The sequence below is a fragment of the Thiomicrorhabdus cannonii genome (assembly GCF_013391695.1).
Classification (GTDB): domain Bacteria; phylum Pseudomonadota; class Gammaproteobacteria; order Thiomicrospirales; family Thiomicrospiraceae; genus Thiomicrorhabdus; species Thiomicrorhabdus cannonii.
On sequence record NZ_JACBGH010000001.1, the window covers coordinates 590,113 to 608,841 of the forward strand.

At 47.7% G+C, this 18,729-nt stretch carries 14 protein-coding genes; 1 reads left to right on the forward strand and 13 read right to left on the reverse strand.

Features of this window, described 5'->3' with window-relative positions; all coding sequences use genetic code 11:
- Nucleotides 1–23 precede the first annotated feature (23 nt).
- Entirely contained in the window at nt 24–2,060 is a 2,037-nt protein-coding gene (gene uvrB, locus HZ297_RS02845) for an excinuclease ABC subunit UvrB (protein ID WP_178861456.1), read from the reverse strand.
- A 160-nt stretch (nt 2,061–2,220) separates the two neighbouring features.
- On the opposite strand from uvrB, the gene HZ297_RS02850 reads away from it, so the two are divergent.
- Nucleotides 2,221–3,402 carry a pyridoxal phosphate-dependent aminotransferase gene (locus tag HZ297_RS02850; RefSeq protein ID WP_178861457.1) on the forward strand — a complete coding sequence of 394 codons (1,182 nt, stop codon included), beginning with the start codon at nt 2,221–2,223 and terminating at the stop codon, nt 3,400–3,402.
- Between the two features lie 106 nt (nt 3,403–3,508).
- On the opposite strand, the gene HZ297_RS02855 is transcribed toward HZ297_RS02850, so the two are convergent.
- From HZ297_RS02855 to HZ297_RS02910, 12 genes are all read right to left on the reverse strand, one after another.
- A complete protein-coding gene (locus tag HZ297_RS02855) occupies nt 3,509–4,414 on the reverse strand; it encodes a DNA ligase (protein WP_178861458.1) in 906 nt (301 codons plus the stop codon).
- 16 nt (nt 4,415–4,430) lie between these two features.
- Nucleotides 4,431–4,700: a ComEA family DNA-binding protein gene (locus tag HZ297_RS02860; RefSeq protein WP_178861459.1), complete on the reverse strand. Its 270-nt coding sequence runs from the start codon at nt 4,698–4,700 to the stop codon at nt 4,431–4,433.
- Nucleotides 4,701–4,806: 106 nt separating this feature from the next.
- Entirely contained in the window at nt 4,807–5,082 is a 276-nt protein-coding gene (locus HZ297_RS02865; protein ID WP_178861460.1) for a hypothetical protein, read from the reverse strand.
- A gap of 27 nt (nt 5,083–5,109) precedes the next feature.
- Nucleotides 5,110–6,516, reverse strand: a complete 1,407-nt coding sequence (locus tag HZ297_RS02870; RefSeq protein ID WP_281357375.1) for an undecaprenyl-phosphate glucose phosphotransferase — start codon at nt 6,514–6,516, stop codon at nt 5,110–5,112.
- 130 nt (nt 6,517–6,646) lie between these two features.
- Nucleotides 6,647–8,056 carry an HlyD family type I secretion periplasmic adaptor subunit gene (locus HZ297_RS02875; protein WP_178861461.1) on the reverse strand — a complete coding sequence of 470 codons (1,410 nt, stop codon included), beginning with the start codon at nt 8,054–8,056 and terminating at the stop codon, nt 6,647–6,649.
- 10 nt (nt 8,057–8,066) lie between these two features.
- Entirely contained in the window at nt 8,067–9,770 is a 1,704-nt protein-coding gene (locus HZ297_RS02880) for a type I secretion system permease/ATPase (RefSeq protein ID WP_178861462.1), read from the reverse strand.
- An 88-nt stretch (nt 9,771–9,858) separates the two neighbouring features.
- The gene (locus HZ297_RS02885; RefSeq protein ID WP_178861463.1) at nt 9,859–11,178 is read right to left on the reverse strand and encodes a TolC family outer membrane protein; all 1,320 of its coding nucleotides are present in this window, start codon (nt 11,176–11,178) and stop codon (nt 9,859–9,861) included.
- A 75-nt stretch (nt 11,179–11,253) separates the two neighbouring features.
- Nucleotides 11,254–12,042, reverse strand: coding sequence for a SapC family protein (locus HZ297_RS02890; RefSeq protein WP_178861464.1), 789 nt, complete (start codon nt 12,040–12,042; stop codon nt 11,254–11,256).
- A 324-nt stretch (nt 12,043–12,366) separates the two neighbouring features.
- Complete coding sequence (locus HZ297_RS02895; protein WP_178861465.1) at nt 12,367–13,161, reverse strand: adenylyltransferase/cytidyltransferase family protein; 795 nt, start codon at nt 13,159–13,161, stop codon at nt 12,367–12,369.
- 41 nt (nt 13,162–13,202) lie between these two features.
- Nucleotides 13,203–13,880: a tetratricopeptide repeat protein gene (locus HZ297_RS02900; protein ID WP_178861466.1), complete on the reverse strand. Its 678-nt coding sequence runs from the start codon at nt 13,878–13,880 to the stop codon at nt 13,203–13,205.
- Nucleotides 13,881–14,151: 271 nt separating this feature from the next.
- Nucleotides 14,152–14,802 carry a Fe2+-dependent dioxygenase gene (locus HZ297_RS02905; protein ID WP_178861467.1) on the reverse strand — a complete coding sequence of 217 codons (651 nt, stop codon included), beginning with the start codon at nt 14,800–14,802 and terminating at the stop codon, nt 14,152–14,154.
- Nucleotides 14,803–14,964: 162 nt separating this feature from the next.
- Entirely contained in the window at nt 14,965–18,711 is a 3,747-nt protein-coding gene (locus tag HZ297_RS02910) for a DUF4214 domain-containing protein (RefSeq protein WP_178861468.1), read from the reverse strand.
- Nucleotides 18,712–18,729: the final 18 nt, after the last annotated feature.

Sequence of the window (18,729 nt, forward strand, 5' to 3'; positions counted from 1 at the left end):
GCCCCGAAAAACCGCAGGATCTTCTAAACGCCCATATCGCCCACACCGACCATTTTACCTTTGAGCTGCTTGAGCTGGTCGCGCAGCACCGCCGCTTCCTCAAAATCCAACTCCTTGGCCGCTTTGTACATGGCCTTTTCCAGCTTTTTGATCTGTGCCGCCAGTTCGGCCGGGGTGAGGTGCGCAAATTCGGGATGATAGCCGCCCTCTTTCTCCGCCGCCTTCTTCGCCGCCGCGCCGCGTCCCGCCTTGGACGCATAAGGCGAATCGTCGAGGATATCGCTGATTTTCTTGTTCAACGCCTGCGGCACGATGCCCATGCGCTCGTTATGCGCGATCTGTTTGGCGCGGCGGCGTTCGGTTTCGTCAATCGCCGTTCTCATCGAGCGCGTGATTTTGTCGGCATACAGAATCGCCTTGCCGCTAACGTTACGCGCCGCACGGCCGATGGTCTGAATCAACGAGCGGTCGGAACGCAGAAAACCTTCCTTGTCGGCGTCCAGAATCGCCACCAGCGCCACCTCGGGAATATCCAATCCTTCCCGCAACAGGTTGATGCCCACCAGCACGTCGAACTCGCCCAAACGCAAATCGCGGATAATCTCGATACGCTCCACTGTATCGATATCGGAGTGCAGATAGCGCACGCGCACCTGATGGTCTTCCAGATATTCGGTGAGGTTCTCCGCCATGCGTTTGGTGAGCGTGGTCACCAGAATGCGCTGGTTCAGCTCCACGCGCTGTTTGATTTCGCCCAACAGGTCGTCCACCTGCGTCAATGCCGGACGCACTTCGATTTCCGGATCCAACAGGCCGGTCGGGCGCACCACCTGCTCGACCACCTTGGAGCAGTGCTCCGCCTCGTATTTGCCCGGCGTGGCCGATACCAGAATGGTCTGCGGCATCAGACGCTCAAACTCCTCGAACATCAACGGACGGTTATCCAGCGCTGAGGGCAGACGGAAACCGTAAGTCACCAGATTCTCCTTGCGCGAACGGTCGCCCTTGTACATGCCGCCCACCTGCGGAATGGTCACATGGCTCTCGTCCACCACCAGCAACGAGTTTTTAGGGAAATAGTCCATCAGGGTCGGCGGCGGCATACCGGCATCACGCCCCGACAGATAACGCGAGTAGTTTTCGATGCCGGTGCAGTAGCCCAGCTCCAGCATCATCTCGATGTCGAGCTTGGTGCGTTCTTCCAAGCGCTGCGCCTCCACCAGTTTGCTCATGGAGCGTAACTGCTCCAAACGCTCTTTGAGTTCGACCTTGACCTTCTCGACCGTCTCCAGCACGCGCTCGCGCGGCGTCACATAGTGCGATTTGGGGTAGACCGTCACCCGTGTGGGCCGGCTGACGACCTCGCCAGTCAACGGATCGAACCAGGCGATGCTCTCGACCTCATCATCAAACAGCTCGATACGCACCGCAACTTCCTCGGCTTCCGCCGGGAAAATGTCGATGACATCGCCGCGCACGCGGAAGGTGCCGCGCCACAGCTCGATATCGTTGCGGTTATATTGCATCGAGGTCAGCCGCGCGAGAATATCGCGCTGCGAAAGGCGATCGCCCAGGCGCACCTGCAGGATCATCTTGAGGTACATTTCCGGGTCGCCCAGACCGTAAATGGCGGAAACCGTGGCGATCAGAATCACGTCCTCGCGCTCCAGCAGCGCTTTGGTGGCCGACAAACGCAGCTGCTCGATCTGCTCGTTGACGGAGGAGTCTTTGGCGATATAGGTGTCGGAAGCCGGAACATAGGCTTCGGGCTGGTAGTAGTCGTAGTAGGAGACGAAATATTCCACCGCGTTTTTGGGGAAGAAGCCCTTCATCTCGCCGTAAAGCTGGGCGGCCAGGGTTTTGTTGTGGGCCAGGATAATCGTGGGTCTTTGCACCTGCTGAATGACGTTGGCCACCGTAAAGGTCTTGCCCGAACCGGTCACGCCCAGCAGGGTCTGAAACGCCTCGCCGTGCTCCAGTCCTTCCACCAATTCGGCAATCGCCGTCGGCTGGTCACCGGACGGCTGATAGTGGGACACCAATTCAAACCTTTTTGCCACAATAAACCCTTTAAATCCGACCCTAAAATCCAGTAAAATGACAGCTTTATGAAAATTATCGCGTCAATCGGTCGCAAATCGTCACAAAACGGTCAAAACCGGCTGCACATGAAAAAAACGTTGTCTATTATAGCTCACCTTTTTTCGAGAGAAACATTACATGGTACCCCTAGCTGATCGCGTCAACCGAGTAAAACCTTCCCTGACTCTAGTTATTACCGCCAAAGCCGCCGAGCTGAAACGCGCCGGCAAAGACATCATCAGCCTAGGTGCCGGGGAACCTGACTTCGATACGCCGGAGCACATCAAAGCCGCGGGGATCAAAGCCATTCAATCCGGGCAAACGCGCTACACTGCCGTGGACGGCACGCCTGAGCTGAAAGAAGCGATTATCGCCAAGTTCAAACGCGACAATAACATCGATTACGCCGCCAACCAGATTCTGGTCTCGTCCGGCGGCAAGCAGAGTTTCTTCAACCTGTGTCAGGCCGTGCTCAACGATGGCGACGAAGTGATTATTCCCGCGCCTTACTGGGTATCCTATCCCGATATGGCCCTGTTGGCCGGCGGCGAGCCGGTGATTATCGAAGCGGGGATTGCGCAAGGTTTCAAAATCACTCCGGCGCAGTTGGCGGCGGCAATCACCCCGAAAACCAAAATCGTGGTCATCAACAGCCCATCCAACCCGACCGGTGCGGTGTACACGGCCGACGAACTGCAGGCGTTGGGTGAGGTGTTGAAACAGCATCCGCAAATCGTCATCGCCTCTGACGACATGTACGAGCACATTCTGCTGACCGACACCCCTTTCACCAATATTCTGGAAGTGTGTCCGGAGCTATACGACCGCACGGTGGTGCTGAACGGCGTATCCAAAGCCTACTCGATGACCGGCTGGCGTATCGGTTATGCCGGCGGTCCGGTGGAAGTGATTGCCGGCATGCGCAAGGTTCAGTCGCAAAGCACCTCCAACCCCTGCTCGATTTCGCAGGCTGCCTCGGTAGAAGCGCTAAACGGCTCGCAGGAATGCATTCAGACCATGCTGGTGGAGTTCAAAAAACGTCATGAGTTCGTGGTGGAACGCGTCAACCAGATTCCCGGTTTCAAATGCATCCGTGCCGCCGGCGCTTTCTATGCGTTTATGGACATCTCCGAAGCCATGCAGATGAAAGGCTTCGCCAGCGATACCGACTTCGCCACCGCACTGCTGGAAGAGAAACTGGTCGCTGCGGTACCCGGCTCCGGTTTCGGTGCCGACAGACACCTGCGCATCTCTTTTGCCACCAGCATGGAAAATCTGGTCAATGCACTGGACCGCATCGACGCCTTTATGAAAGGCTAAAACGCTTTGTAAAAAACTCAACAGGCCGGGTATTAATCCTGATACCCGGCCTGTTCAAAAGCAAAAAAGCCTTGCTGGAGAAACCTTCAGCAAGGCTTTTTTATTGCTACCAACTTTTGTCCGATCTGATTCGCCAATAAACCGGAAAACGCGGCAAACCGTTCTTGGTCAATCCCATATACTGAAAAGTCACCAGCGTGCCTTTTGGCGGCGGCTCCCGGCGCTCTTGATCGCTCAAGCCACTGCCGAGCTTCACAACCCTTTGTGAGTCTCTGAGCGCAGGAAATTGTCCCGCAACGATTTCACACAGCAAAGCCCCCACCTGTCCCTGATACTTGCCTTCGCCTTGAGTATAGCCTTGCACAATACATTCGGCATCCTGCTTTTCTTTGACCTTTAGAGCTTTGGCGGAACGCCCGGCATAATAGGGAGTGTTTGGATCACGCAGCACCAGCCCTTCGCCGCCATGCGCAATCATCTCTTTTAAATGGTTAGCCACCTCATCGCGGCCGCTGACGGCGGTTTGCTCGATAATATGCAGATAAGGCGCCGGAAAAACCTGTAAATACATTTTCAACACGCCAAGACGTTCTAACAATCCGCCCGCCTGGTTCGGCACCTCAAAAATCTGATAGCTTAGCTGCTGCCAGCCATTGTGCGGCTGTTGCTGATTGACAATCGACACGGTATTTTCAAACTGCCCGCGTCCCATCCACAATTCGCCATCCAATTCAAACGGCGGAAAGTTCTCGGTAAACCAGTCAGGCACCACAAAACGCTTTCCCTGACGACTCATCAGATGCTTGCCGTCCCAATAAGCGCGCACGCCGTCAAGCTTTTCGCTCAGCAGCCAGCCCTGCACCTCTTCTTGGCCTGAATAGGTATTCAGCAGGACTAGCGATGGCTCAATCGGCTTGGCTGAATCAAACGCCCATGCCGACGGAACAACGCCCAGCCACAAATAAAAAAGGCCTGTGAAACTCAACAGGCCGGCTTTCGCTAAATTCAACATTTAACTCGTTTCCAATTCAGGTTTTGTCCTGATCAAACCGTAGATCGGCTTTGATTTTCTCCAACGTCTTTTCGCCGATGCCTTTTACGTTCAACAGGTCTTCCGGCTTGGAGCAGGTATTGGCCTGACAGTATTGCGAAATTGCCTCCGCTTTGGCCGGACCGATGCCGCTTAATGCTGCGGAAATCTCCTGCGACGTGGCGGTATTGACATTCACCGGCGCCGCCAGTGCTACCCCACAAAGGGCCCAAAAGCCCACGGCCAACTTGATTGTTTTACTTAACATAGCGTTCTCTCCATATGAATAAAACATTCACTATCAATAAGATAGCTGTTTCATCATAACAAAGAAAACGCCTGTCGCACAAACAAATAAGCGGTATTACGTAACATTACACCTTGGCACTTCGCCCGGCACGCTTAATGCCGTGAGTTTTGGCCAGTTCTCGCAAGTAAGCGGCCAACGCCGTCGTCACATTCTGACCATCCTTTTTCTTGAATTTGACCTTCTCGATCTCTTCCAGATACTGCGCGATCTTTTGCACCGAATAGCCCTGTTCCAACAGCACTTTCAATTCGTCTTTATAGGTCTCGAACTGATTAGTACGGCCACGGCGCGCGCCCTTTTCCGGGTTTGCTTTGATCCAATCTTGCAATGTTTTTTTCATTTTCTCCCCCCAACGCTTAGGAAACGTTTAACGCGCATTTTTATGCCAGAAGCCTTTGAACAAAGTCATAAAGATAATTTTAACATCAAACCATATTGACCAATTTTTAATATAGTGCAGATCAAACTCTACCCGTTTTTCCATCTTTTCAATCGTATCTGTTTCACCACGCCAACCATTCACTTGTGCCCAGCCAGTGATACCAGGCTTTACCAAATGACGTTGCATATACTTAGGCACCAATTTGCGATACTGCTCGTTATGCGCCACAGCATGTGGACGTGGTCCGACTATAGACATCTTACCTTGCAGTACGTTCACAAACTGCGGCAATTCATCCAGACTGGTTTTTCTGAGAAATCGCCCCAAGGGTGTAATTCGGGGATCCTTCAGTCTAGCCTGCTGAATATGCTCGCTGTTTTCCATGCAGACCATTGAACGGAATTTATAGACATTAATACGCTGTCCATTTAGACCATAACGTGTCTGCTTAAATATAACCGGACCACTTGAAGAAAACTTGATTGCAAAGGCTATCATCACCAATAACGGACTAAACAAAATTAAAAAAAGAAACGCCAATGTAATATCTTCAATACGCTTTACTATTCTAGATGACAAAGAATTCAATGGCGTATCAAAAACTGAAATAATTGGAATGCCGTCTATATCAATCCAACGTGCATGCATCAAATCAAATGAAAACAAATCAGGTACGAATTTAACAACGACCGTTGTATTGGCTAAAACATCCAAAAGCTGCTTGATTTTGGCTTCTTCCTGTAACGGCAAACAGATATAAATCTCATTTATACGTAGTTGCTCGATTTCTTCTTGCAGTCTTTCGGTAGCTTCTCGTACAGGAATCCGCCCGAGAAAGCGTCCCCACAGCTCGGGATTATCATCATAAAAGGCAATTACTCTATAGCCCAATCCAGGCTTGCGATTGATACGCTCTGCCAATGTCAACCCAACCTTGCCAGCACCTATAATCGCAACATTCCTGACGTTCTCGCGCCTCTGACTCAATCCATTCAAAAGCAACTGCATTATCAACCGATACGCCATCAGTAAGACAGGCGTCACTAGTGCCCAAGCTAAAATAACTGGTCTAGGCAACTCGTGACTTTCCTGCAAAAGAAATGCCGCGATAATCAGGCCTGTCCAGGCCAAAAACCATGCCTTCAAAATGAGCTTCGAACTAAGTGCTAATTCATGCCCTTTCCATGCGCGGTAAACGCCAAATAGCTGCGCAAGGATTAAGAAAAATGCACTACCGAAGACAGCCAACCACACATAAGCCTGCGTAATTGGTAGCGCCAACACCATCACTATTGCATAGAGCACACCCGCCGGCAGAAGCAAATCCAATACGCGAAACAACCATACAGTACCTGGCAGCCTGCGCTTGATATCAATCTTGTTAAACGCCATAGAGCTCAATTTCCTATCCAATCAAAAAAACTGCTGATAAATCCAGCTAAAGCTATACTTTCATTCCCCAAATAAAAAAGGCGAGTCGAAAACCAACTCGCCTTAGATTATAAAGTTTTCAGAGACCAGATTAATCTTCATTAAATGAACGGGCAAACATATCCTTGAAGGGCTTCAAGAAATAATCCAAAAGGGTTCTTTCACCCGTTTTGATCATGACCTCAGCCGGCATACCTGGCAAAAGGAAAAGTCCATCCTTCTCCATCTGTTTGACACCATCAGGTGTCACGATGACCTTGGCTTCAAAGTACTCCATCCCGCTTTTTTGATCGATAAACTTATCCGCCGACACATTGATGACTTTACCCTCGATAACATGAGTAGTTTGACTGCTAAATGCGGAAAACCGGACATCTGCAATCAAACCCGCGTAAACACGATCAATATCTGTTGTAGAGACTCTGGCACGAACAGCATAGTCCTTCGAGGCAGGCACGACCTCCATCAATGTTTTTCCAGGTTGCACCACCTCACCCACTGTAAATACCGTCAGTCCGTTAACCCGCCCATCCACCGGTGCTACAATTTCAATTCGCTGCAATCGGTCAGCCAGCGCTACCTTGCGGGATTCCAAATCGGCTTTTTCCGATTGCGCCTTTCTCAGTTCAGAAACCACCTCTTCAAGAAATTGCTGCTTTTGTAGAATCTGCTGAGATTCCGTTTCCGCTATCTCGACCTTAAGACGTGCGATTTCCGAACGATGGCTATCACGCTCCCCCTTTAAACGTGCCAATTCTCGCTGCATTTCCTGCAAGCGGATTTTGTCGGCAAATTGTTCGCGGTAGAGCGCCTCCCAATCTGCCACCTCAAGAGCATAAGAGGCAATGCGCTCATCAAGGGTTCTGATAACCGATGTCAAACCACCAATCTGTTCCTTCAATGCCTCAATGCGTTGCGCGTAAATTCGCAGCTCACCGTTCAGCGCCTCCTGGCGCGCAGTAAAGACCTCCTGCTGACCAAGCAAAACTTCATTTACGTGGGCATCCCCTTTAAACTGCAATAATGCTACCGGAAACTCGATTTTAGCCGCCATACCTCTTTCGGCCTTCAAACGCGCCTCAAGCCCCAAAACCTCATTTAAACGAGATTGCACCATCGACAACTCAGCCTGAGCCTGAGTTGGAGAAAGACGCAATAAAACCTGACCCGCAGATACCTCATCCCCCTCTTGCACCAGAATCTCAGAAACCATTCCGCCTTCATAATGCTGCACGACACGGTTGTTGGAAACCACCATCACTTCGCCAGCCGCCACCGAAGCACTATTCAAGGGAGCAATGGCCGCCCAGCCACCAAACACCACAAAAACAACAAAGAGAATCAACAATCCCAAACGGGTATAACCGCGATGCTCACTACTTATCGACGGCAACGCCTTTTGCTCCACAATTGAAAAACTCTCAATATCCTGCTTTCCTAGGGATTGGACTGTGTCTGTCCGGGAGGTTGCCGATTGAGCCTGAATTAATTCCTGTGACATTAATAAACCTTTACTTTTGATCACTCAATGATAACTGCCCATTTTGCAACGCACTCAATACATCATCGCGAGGCCCAAAGCCACGCAATTGTCCCTGAGCCATTAGCAACACCTTGTCAACATGCTTAAGAATCTGTTTGCGATGTGATATCAACACAGCGGTAATACCGGCCTGTTTGAGGTGATCTAACGCCTCGCCAAGTGCCTTTTCACCTTGATCATCCAAATTGGAGTTCGGTTCATCCAGAATAATCAGTTTAGGACCATCATACAGTGCTCGTGCCAAGCCAATTCTCTGACGCTGTCCACCAGAAAGCCCGCCTGCGTTGCCCAGCAATACAGTATCGTACCCGTTTGGAAGACGTAGAATCATCTCATGCACACCAGCCAGCTTAGCGGCTTCCACCACCTTAATAGGATCCAACTCGCCAAAGCGGGCGATATTTTCACTAACCGTGCCGTTGAACAACTCTATATCCTGGGGCAGATAGCCAATATATTTCCCTAAATCCTCTTTATCCCAGGCATGAATATCTGCCCCATCCAGGCGAACCTTCCCTGCCATCAACGGCCACACCCCCAGTAATGCCCGCGCCAAAGAGGACTTACCAGCTCCACTGGGACCGATAATCGCAACCATATCCCCTTTTTCCAAAGAAAACGACACCCCCTTTACAGAAGGCGCTTTGGCACCAGGGGGCATAACCATAATACTCTCCGCCTGTAACCTCCCTTCGGGAGCCGGCAATGCCATATTTTTGGGCTTGACGGGATAGGCTTCAAACAAGCCATCAAGACGACCATACGCACTTCTGGCCTGGCCAAAGCCTTTCCAAGAACCAATCATTAGATCCAGTGGTGCCAGGGCACGTCCCAAAATAATCGAACCTGCAATCATCATCCCCGGGGTAATTTCGCTTTGAATAGCTAAATACCCCCCAAGCCCCAGAATCAAGGACTGGAACATCAGCCGAAGGGTTTTAGAAAGATTAGACAACACACTGGCACGGTCACTCGCCTTGGACTGTTTGCTCAAAAAGCTCATGTGCTTCTCAAACCACTTTTGACGCAGGTGCTGCTCCATACCCATAGCAGCCACAACTTCGGCATTCTTAAGACAAGACGCGGCATAATTACTTGACTGCAAATTTTCTGTATTTGCCTCTGCCAGTAATGTCTTGGTGGCATACTCGTTGGCCAGCGTTAAAGAAAACAAAATCACCACTGCAATGAGCGCAAAGGCTCCGAAATAAGGGTGAAAAAGAAACAAGATTGCAATATAGATAGGCAACCACGGCGCATCAAAAAACGCAAAAAGTCCATTGCCAGTCAAAAACTGGCGCAAACTTGTCATATCGTTAATGGGTTGCGGACTCCCCTGCCCCGGCTCATTAATAGCGCGCTTAAACATGGATGAAAACAAATTTTCATTGAGATACTGATCCATGTGATTCCCAACACGAATCAAAATACGCGAGCGCACAAACTCCAGCAAGCCCATGGTAATAAACAGAACCACAACAATAAGGGTAAGCATATACAGCGTGTCTTCACTGCGGCTGGTGAGTACACGGTCGTATAACTGCAACATATACAGCGCCGGCACCAACATCAGCAAGTTAATAAACAAACTAAAAAAACCCGCCGACAAAAAAGCCCTTCTCGCCGATAAGAGTGCTTTCTGTAATTCTGTTTTTTGAATATCCTTCGCCATTCTCTGCCTATGTTCCAATTCATTTCTAACGGCCGGTTGTCAAAACAGCCAACCAGCCTTACCGTACCACACGGTTACGTTTTAATTATCACCAATTTTCAACTGTAAAAGGCTGTTTTAAATAACGCTCTACCGAATTAGCATCCAGTCGGCCTATCAAATACAAAAACTCAAACTGTGCCATCAAGTTGTTATAAATCTCGGTTGTCAATTGACGTTGTGCACTGTATAAATTGGCTTTTGCCTCCAGCACATCAAAAACGCCCCGCAACCCATAGTTCATACCCTTCTGAGCAGCTTCAAGATAAGCTTCGTTAGATGCTTTACTCTGCTGTAATGCCAAAATATTGGCCATTGAACCATATAAGCGCGCCAGCACCTCTTCAAGCTTCACCTTAATAAAGCGTTTGCGGTCATTAAGCAAATGCTCTCTACTTAGCATCATTTTCTGAGCAGCCGTGACTTTAGACTGGGTACCCCCCCCCTGATAAAGCGGCACAACCATCTCCAACTGCACTTTGCGATCATCCTTAATACTGGTTTCATAAGAATCGGTTTCACCAGCCTCAAGACGCAAACTCACCTCCGGCCAATGTTCCGCCTTCTGAACACCCACCTCCTGCCGCGCAAGTTCATATTGCCGCTCAGCCACGCTCACACTTAACGCGTTTTGCAAGGCACTTTGCGGCCAATCATTACGCGATAAAATCAGACGCGCACGCTCCCAAAGGGTTTCATCAAGAGAAACCACACTCTCCACGGGCTGTCCCAGAAGATGCTCCAAACGCTTCTGGCGAATCTTCACCTCGTTTTGGTTTTGTACTAGAAACGAATTAATTTCATCAAAACGCGCACGCGCTTCCAGCAAATCCATTTTGGTGGCCAAGCCGCGTTCCAGCATGGCCTCCAGGCGCTCAAGACGAAGTCGATGATCCGCCAACTCGCTTTCAGACAGTATCAGTAACTTGTTGTATTTCGACAAATCCAAAAATGCCTCTGCCAGCTCCAGCGTCTTGGTTTGCTCATCAAGACGAAACTGCAACTCGGCTGCCTCAACAGAAACCTCGGCTTTATCAATATTTCTGAAACGCTTTAATGAATAAAGCGGTTGAACCATCGACAAAGTGCCTCGATTGTAATGATTGTCTAGCTTATCCGAAAAACTGTTTGAATACTCAGAATAGCCGCGACTGTATTGAAAACTCACATTTGGCTTCACAGCGGCCCACGCCTGATTTACGCTCTCCGCATCGGCCTGCAACTGAGCCTGTTTGGCGGCCAAGTCATCATTCTGACCCAAAGTCAATTTAATGGCTTCCAGCAACGTTACAGGCGCAGCCTGTAACGTAGGGGCCCAAACAAACCCGGCAACAAATATCATTACCCCAAACGGCTGGTTTAATTTCATACGTCTTTCATCTTAATTTTAATATGGAATTGGCAGATAAGATTCAAATCGGAATTAATTCCAACCATCCGCAAACTATTCAAACTTTAAAACGTCACTGGCCTCTTCGCCAAAAAAAGCATCCAGATTTTCAATCCTTGTTGCCCTCTGCTGCTTGAGCTTCGCAAAATTCTGAGTCGCCTCCGAAACACGCCTCAAATGTTGCAAACTGAAAAGATGCGCATAAATCAAAGACATGGCTCCAACCGACATCAAAGTCTGCAACTGCTCTGCATCCAGTCGATTGAGTTTATGTTCATCCACCCTAAATAGGTCTTCACGCGCTGTTTTCAACTCACCGTTTTGAGGATCTTTATATTGAAATAAGAGGGGCACCAATAATCCAAACGCCGCCAGTTGAGAACACGCTTTGGTTGTCTGTTCAAAAGAAGCATTCAGATTTTGCAAAAAACGCAAAAGTGCCTTGCCTTTTTCAGTCAACTCATTCTCATCATCAATAATCGCCTCTCCACGCCCCTTGGCAAACCCCTTTTCTGCAGCAAATGCACATAAAACCGGCTCACCATCGGCCGGCTTAATCAAATCATAAGGGTACTTGCGCAAAATAGCTGGCGCATAAGGCAACAAAAAACGACCATTTTGAGGATGTACCAAACAATTCACCCCACCCAAGCCGGTTGGCATACCGATTTGAATCCCGTTCTCATTTTTCTGAAAACAAATCGGGTAAAGCGGCAGCACACTGCCCAACTCAGCCTGAGACAACGCAATAAAAGACCAGTTCCCGGCAAAAGAAAACGGTTTATCCGGCGCATATCCAAACCCTGAATGCCCAGCTTTTGAAAGTGCAACAAATTCCGTCATATATTTTTACTCAATTTATTTTCATCCCCAAAAAAGCAAAGCCTCTAAACAATAGAGGCTTTGCTTTTGGCAATTTATGAAATTTCATATCATTCAAAAAATAGCCAATCCTAACACTTTTGAATGTTAATGTAAAAAGCTTAAGGAATGTCCGCCGTGCCCTCTTGAACAAAAAATCACGCCCATTTGACTATGAAACCTTGCTTAACTGAACTTGCTCATTCTCTTTATCACTTTTAAAGCATTTTAAGCAATGAAGCTTTGTACAAACTAGTCGACAGCCGCAAGAAAGAAAAGGCTATCAACCGAGTATTTCAATGCCTGCTAGCGGTTTTTGATACGCGCAACAATACTAGTACTCGAGACCGTGTCCGTAGCTGGCGCAAAACATACATGAATACCTTTTGCTTTGAAGAGGGCCGTTAAGCGGATCCAGCGCTCTGAGTCCCGCCACATTCCTACGACAATAATCGTATTAACTTTAAGTGACACAACCCAACTGACCATTTTTTGTGGTTCCAACTCAGTTGAAACATCCATCACGTCAACTTGATCTACACAACGCAGGGCTTTAATAATTTCAACACGATGCGCCTGAGGAATAACCGGCATTTTGCCTTTTTGTTTTTGGCAAACTCTGTCACTGATAACAGCCACGGTTAAACAATCAACTTGCTCGCGAGCATACTTCAAATAACGCAGATGCCCTATATGAAATAAATCAAAAACACCTAATGCCAAGCCTCCACTTTTATCATTAACTTGATTAACGCAACCTAAAAGCTCACCCTTTTTGGGGATGCCCTTCAAATGATTAACAAGCAAACTCAATAACTTGTCTTCAGGAAGATAATGCAACGTAAACTTTGCAAGTGAAACAGTCTTACTAATATTACCGCATTGCCAGTTAGTCAAAATACGGGAATAAGCAAAGCACTCTGTCAGTAAAGAGAATTCACGCAAATTGCAAGCTGCAATCACCGTATCAAAATCAGGCTGTGGGGTTTGCCAATCCATGCCATATAAAGCCTTCAGAATATATGATGGCTCGGCTACAGACCAACAAGGCTTTTCGGCGCTCTCATCATAATTAAGAGTAAATATGGGGAACTCGGTCACACGACTCCAAGGGTGATCAACAGACTCGTACCAAAACCCACTTAAGATTTTCTGATTGCCCTTATCGAAGGTGAAACCATAAAGATCGACGACGACATCCAGTTTTGGGTTCCACATAGCAACGGATTGACTAAATTTTTTACCCCTTCTTGTCGCTTCCAGCCTAGTTTTTCTAATATAGCGGCAGCCGCCCTAAGCTCCTCAAATGGAAGGCCGATATCTAAATCCTTATCGTAAGTAAATAACGCCCCATCTCGCACCATTGCAAGCAGCGTTCCCGAGGTTGCAAACGCATGAAGCCCGTTCTTGGCGAACAGGCCTAATATTTTATCTAAAACCTCTTTTCCCAGTTCAGGATTAAAACGAATCGCAGGAACCTTCGCATAAGCGGCTTCATAGCGATTCTGCAATCGACATTGCAACGCCTCTCTGAAATGTTGTTGCGCATCCGGCAAACACCCCAGCTGCAAAAGCATTACCGCCAAACTCCATTGCTCTTGCAGGGAACCAGGGGACAACACAACGGCATGCTCAAACGATTGCAAAGCACCGTCTGAATCCTCTAGTCGTAATAAAAGCTTTCCCTGCAACCTATAAAACACAAACTGATTGGGAAATTTTTCAATCGCCGTCTTTAAGAGCGTATGCGCTTCATTAAGACGATTTTGACTCAATAACTTTTCGACTTGTAAGCAAAACTGTGTAATATGACTGGTCATCTTGGCACTTGGTACCATAATTTATCCCGCCTTAAGCAAAACGCCCAAATATGAACCTAGCGCATAAGGCTTCTAATATAGAGAGAAATGTATAGAGAAAAGAGGTTATCCTTTTTCTACTTTCTACTCATTGATCGAAAAGAATTCGTAAAGATTGATTAATAAACTGTGAATGCGAACTAAACAGAATAGCAAATAAACGCTTGCCTACTTGCAATCCAGCATGATTAGCCGTCCCATCCAATCTTCCAAAGGAAGATCTTGGAACGATTTATCCATTTGCCAACTTTCTTTTAAAATACTGCAGTAAATAACTCAATTGATTCAATTCACTCGGTGTCTCCACCAACTGTTTTAGTCGCTGAATTTCACTTGTGAATCTAATGATAGCTTCCCGGTCTGCTTGGTTAGGAATTATGCTTTGCACCCATCCAACAATAACCAATCGCTCACCGCTGATGACTGGGTTAACCTGATGCAAAACACCGGTTGGATAAACTACCATCTGCCCTTTTTTTAAGCGAACTTTGGTCTTATATTCACCATAGTCAAATTCGAGTTCTCCACCCTCATAGTCATCTGTTAAAGCCAGAGTGAAACTCATATCCGTTCGTTTTCGGTTCATGATAGCCATATCGACATGCCAACCGTAATAGCCCCCCTGCTTATAACTCGCGACACGAGGACTCACAATCTCTTTAGCAAAAGTGTAACCGGCAAGGGCGTCATGTCCCATAAATAACTTACGAATGTCATTAAAAAGCGGCTGTGCTTGTGGATTGGTCTCCAATATTTGGAAGTTCTCCTTTATTTCTCTGGCACTGCCGCGTGCGGTCGCCTTACCATCCTCAAACTGCAAACCGTTAATAAACTCACGGAGTTGCTCAACTTGCCGTGCATTCAACACATTAAATACTTTCACACAAAAGCTCCCTTTGTTTTTCAGAAACACACTTTAACAAAATGTGCTTATAAAAAACCCCTCAGGACGAACCTTGAGGGGTTTGGGTTTGACTTTGACCTAAGTCAAGCCTAGCGAACTAGGCTATCTTAAGACATCTTAGACAAGTCTAAGATAAAGCTATTATGCAAATACGAAGTTTGCACCAGCATCATCCAGATCTGTCACACCCGTTAGCTTGATTGCCATATCAGCATCATCAAGTGTACCTGACGCATCGATATCAACGTACAGAATACTGGTTGTGTTATCAAGAACCACATTGGTATTACCGATGGTCAAGCTTGTCAATACAGCACCGTAACCTTCTGCTTCACCTACGTATACAGGTGTTGTCATATCACCAGCAAGCAGACTTAGGTCAATAATATCGCTTGCACCAAAGTTAGTGATGATATCCATTGTAACACCTTGTGACTCAGTCACCGCAGTGAATACATAGGTATCCACACCAGCACCACCGGTCATAGTATCGATGCCTTCGCCACCTGTGATAGTGTTAGCACCGTCACCTGCAACGATTGTGTCATTACCAGCACCACCAGTAATGTCATCATCACCAGCACCAGTAGTGATTGAGTCATTACCAGCACCACCGTCTACCGTGTTATCACCAGAACCTGCGTTGATTGTATCGGCTAAGTCACCACCAGTAATGTCATCATCACCAGCACCTGAGGTGATGTTGAATGAACCGTCCTGTTCAGCTGAACCATCAAATGTGAAGTCATTACCAACAACCAATGATGACGCGTTAACTGTCAAAGTTGCAGAAGCCGCAAGCATTTCATCAGAAGTGGTTACAGAAACTGATTCAGCAGCAGTAGCGTCTTCATCTGTTACCAGAATCGTTTCAAAACCAGAAACGTTAGCACCGAATACTGCCGCACCAGCGTCAGTCCAAACATTGATCACATCATTTGAACCCGTACCGCCTGCTAGGGCATCAGCAGCTGTGAACATAGCCGCTTCGCCTTGTACTGTTAATGTAAAGGCACTTGCAGAACCATCAACATCGACATCACCAGCTGCACCCAGCTCAACAGTTAGGTCACGCAGGTAACCTTCACCTACTGTAATCACATCGTCACCACCGCCACTTAGGATAATCTTATCCAGGCCAGCGTCGTTAGCAATCGCATTCAATTCGATATCGTCAACACCAGCAGCAGCTAGATCAAGTACTTCAACATTCGACCACTTGTAGAAGAATGCATCGTTACCCACAACTTCAGTTGCATTAGCAACTACCGTATCCGTACCGTCACCACCGTCAATGGTATCTGCAGAAGTTAATTGTGCACCATCAAAACGAATGATGTCGTCACCAGCGCCACCAGAGATGGTTTCGATACCCGCACCAGCCGTGATGTCATCGTTACCGTCACCACCGTCTAGCGTATCGTTACCAGCACCACCGTCGATGATGTCATCACCGGCTTCACCGTAGATGAAGTCAGCCATATCTGAACCTGTGATGGTATCAGCACCAGCACCACCCATAGCAGTCAAAGCAGACGCCGTATCATTTTGAACGATAGTGTCGTCATCAGAACCACCTGTTACAGAAATTGCTGCCGCAACATCAGTCAAAGTGATATCTAGAGAATGCGTCATACCAGAAGCATCAACCGTTGCCAAGTTAACGGCATCGACTGAAGCAACAGTGAAGTTGATGTCACCAGAAATATTTAATGTCGTTAGATCGTCAGAAACATCGGCTTCACCGTCAGAAGTCAAAGTTGTAACAGTGATGATGTCATCATTGTCATCCAAACCTTCTGTGACCAAATTCTCGTCAAGGAATGCGTCAACTAGAGAGATGTTTACCGTTTCAGACGTATCAAAGTCTAGGTCATTGATTGCATAAGTACCAGCCGCAGCTAATGCAGGCGTAGCGCCTAAAGCAAATTCAACGTTGGCGATATCCGCAGCAGAATCTTCTTGAGATACGGTAATGTTATAGCCGTCCTCAGCATCTTCATCCAGATCCATCAGCACATTTACTTCGGCAGTCATAACATTGGTCAAAGCAACATCGCTATCCATTGACGTACCAGTAAAGTCATAAGTGTGGATGCCTGCGGCATTCGCACCTGAATCGATACCGTCCAGTGTACCTGCGTATGCAGCGCTATTGTCTTCCAACACTTCCATGTTAGTGATGTTAGCGAATGCTGCCGTCAAACCAACACCTGCAGGTGCATCTGCCAACTCGATATCAGAAACGATAATACGGTCAGTGCCTTCACCACCGTCAATGGTGTAACCCATACCGTCATCTTCACCATCTTCTAGGTTGTTAGTCATAGCTGAAAGATTGATGGTATCGTCAGAATCCCCCATAGAAACGTCTAGAGCCGCAACTTGAGCGCCTGTCAGTGTCACAGCATCAACACCAGTTCCTGTTGTAATAGTGACATCAGCGTCTGCTGAGTCAAAATCCATATCTACAGTGTTCGTACCGTCGCCAGCGGCGATAGTGAAAGTTTCATTGTCAGCATTATCCACATTGATGTCGTCGTTACCAGAACCCGCTGTGATATCAATTGATCCAGCACTATCTTCAGACAAGTTAATGACGTTATTACCTTCACCGGCATCGATTGTATGCGTAGTTGAACCATCTGTCGAAATGTTCAAAGTATCGTTATTTGCCGTACCGGTTACAACAGAGTCATCACCGATTGAAGCAGTTAAGACTAATTGCGCTTCCAGCGCAGACGCATCAACTGTTTGAACAGTCGTATCAACACCTAGAGTAAGGTTGGCATCACCATCAATCACAACATCATTTAGCTCATCGCCATCAATTGTCATATCAGAGGCACGGTCAGATGAAGTAATATTGACATTCTCAACACCTTCAACGTTTACATCACCTTCAAAACGGTCAACCATGATATTTTGTGTTTCATCACCAGCAACTACATCATCCACGTAGTTAACAGCCACGTCAATCGCGGTTGCGCCGTTACCCGTCAGATCCAAGTCAACCAGATTCTGTACTGTATTTAGAGTGATATCACCAGTACTGGTAGTAGAGTAAACCTTTTCCAGGCCAGAAACGTTAACCATACCCAACGTGACGCTGTCACCGTATGAGCGAACATCCATCTCTTCAACGTTAGACATAACAAAACCGGTTACGGCCGCATCTTCACCATCCGCAGTTACACGAAGCGTATCCGTTCCTTCACCACCGTCAATAACGTCAGACGCATGCAATGTATTCGCGGCAGTAGGCTGAACTGAATCGGTCGCCTGACCCACGATCAAATCGTTAGCAGAAGTACCTTGTACATCATCGGTCGCACTGGTAGTCAACGTGAAATCTTCACCAACTGCATCAACGCCATCGATTGTCGCTTTAGCTGTGTCAACTGATGCTGAATCTCCAGTAATGTTTTCCATCACTTGCTCTGCAAGCGCTACATCGTTCGAACCGACTTCAATAGCGAAATACTCACCCACAGCCACTTTGTTATCAAATACGGCTTTGTCAGCTTCTGATCCTGGGTTGCTCAGTGACTTGAACATCTCAACCACAGTTTCGCCGCGTGAGTTAATGCCGTTATTCATGGCACCCGCCCAGAAAGCCAAGCCTTCGGCATCAGGCTCACGATTGAAAACGTTTTGATAGATTTTAGTGACAAACTGCTCGTTGGTCAGCGCATCAGAGTAGTTTGCGTTTACTTCGGCAATGCTTTGGTCATTGAAGATAGCGTTAGCTACGTCAGTTACTGTTGGGTTAACGCCGCTGATAATAGAGTTAGCCCAGAAATCCAAACCATCAGCATCTGGCGCGCGGTCAAACGCGGCGATGTAGACGCTGATCAGATCTGATTGTTGTTGAGTTGTTAAAGCCATTCGATAATCTCCTATTGA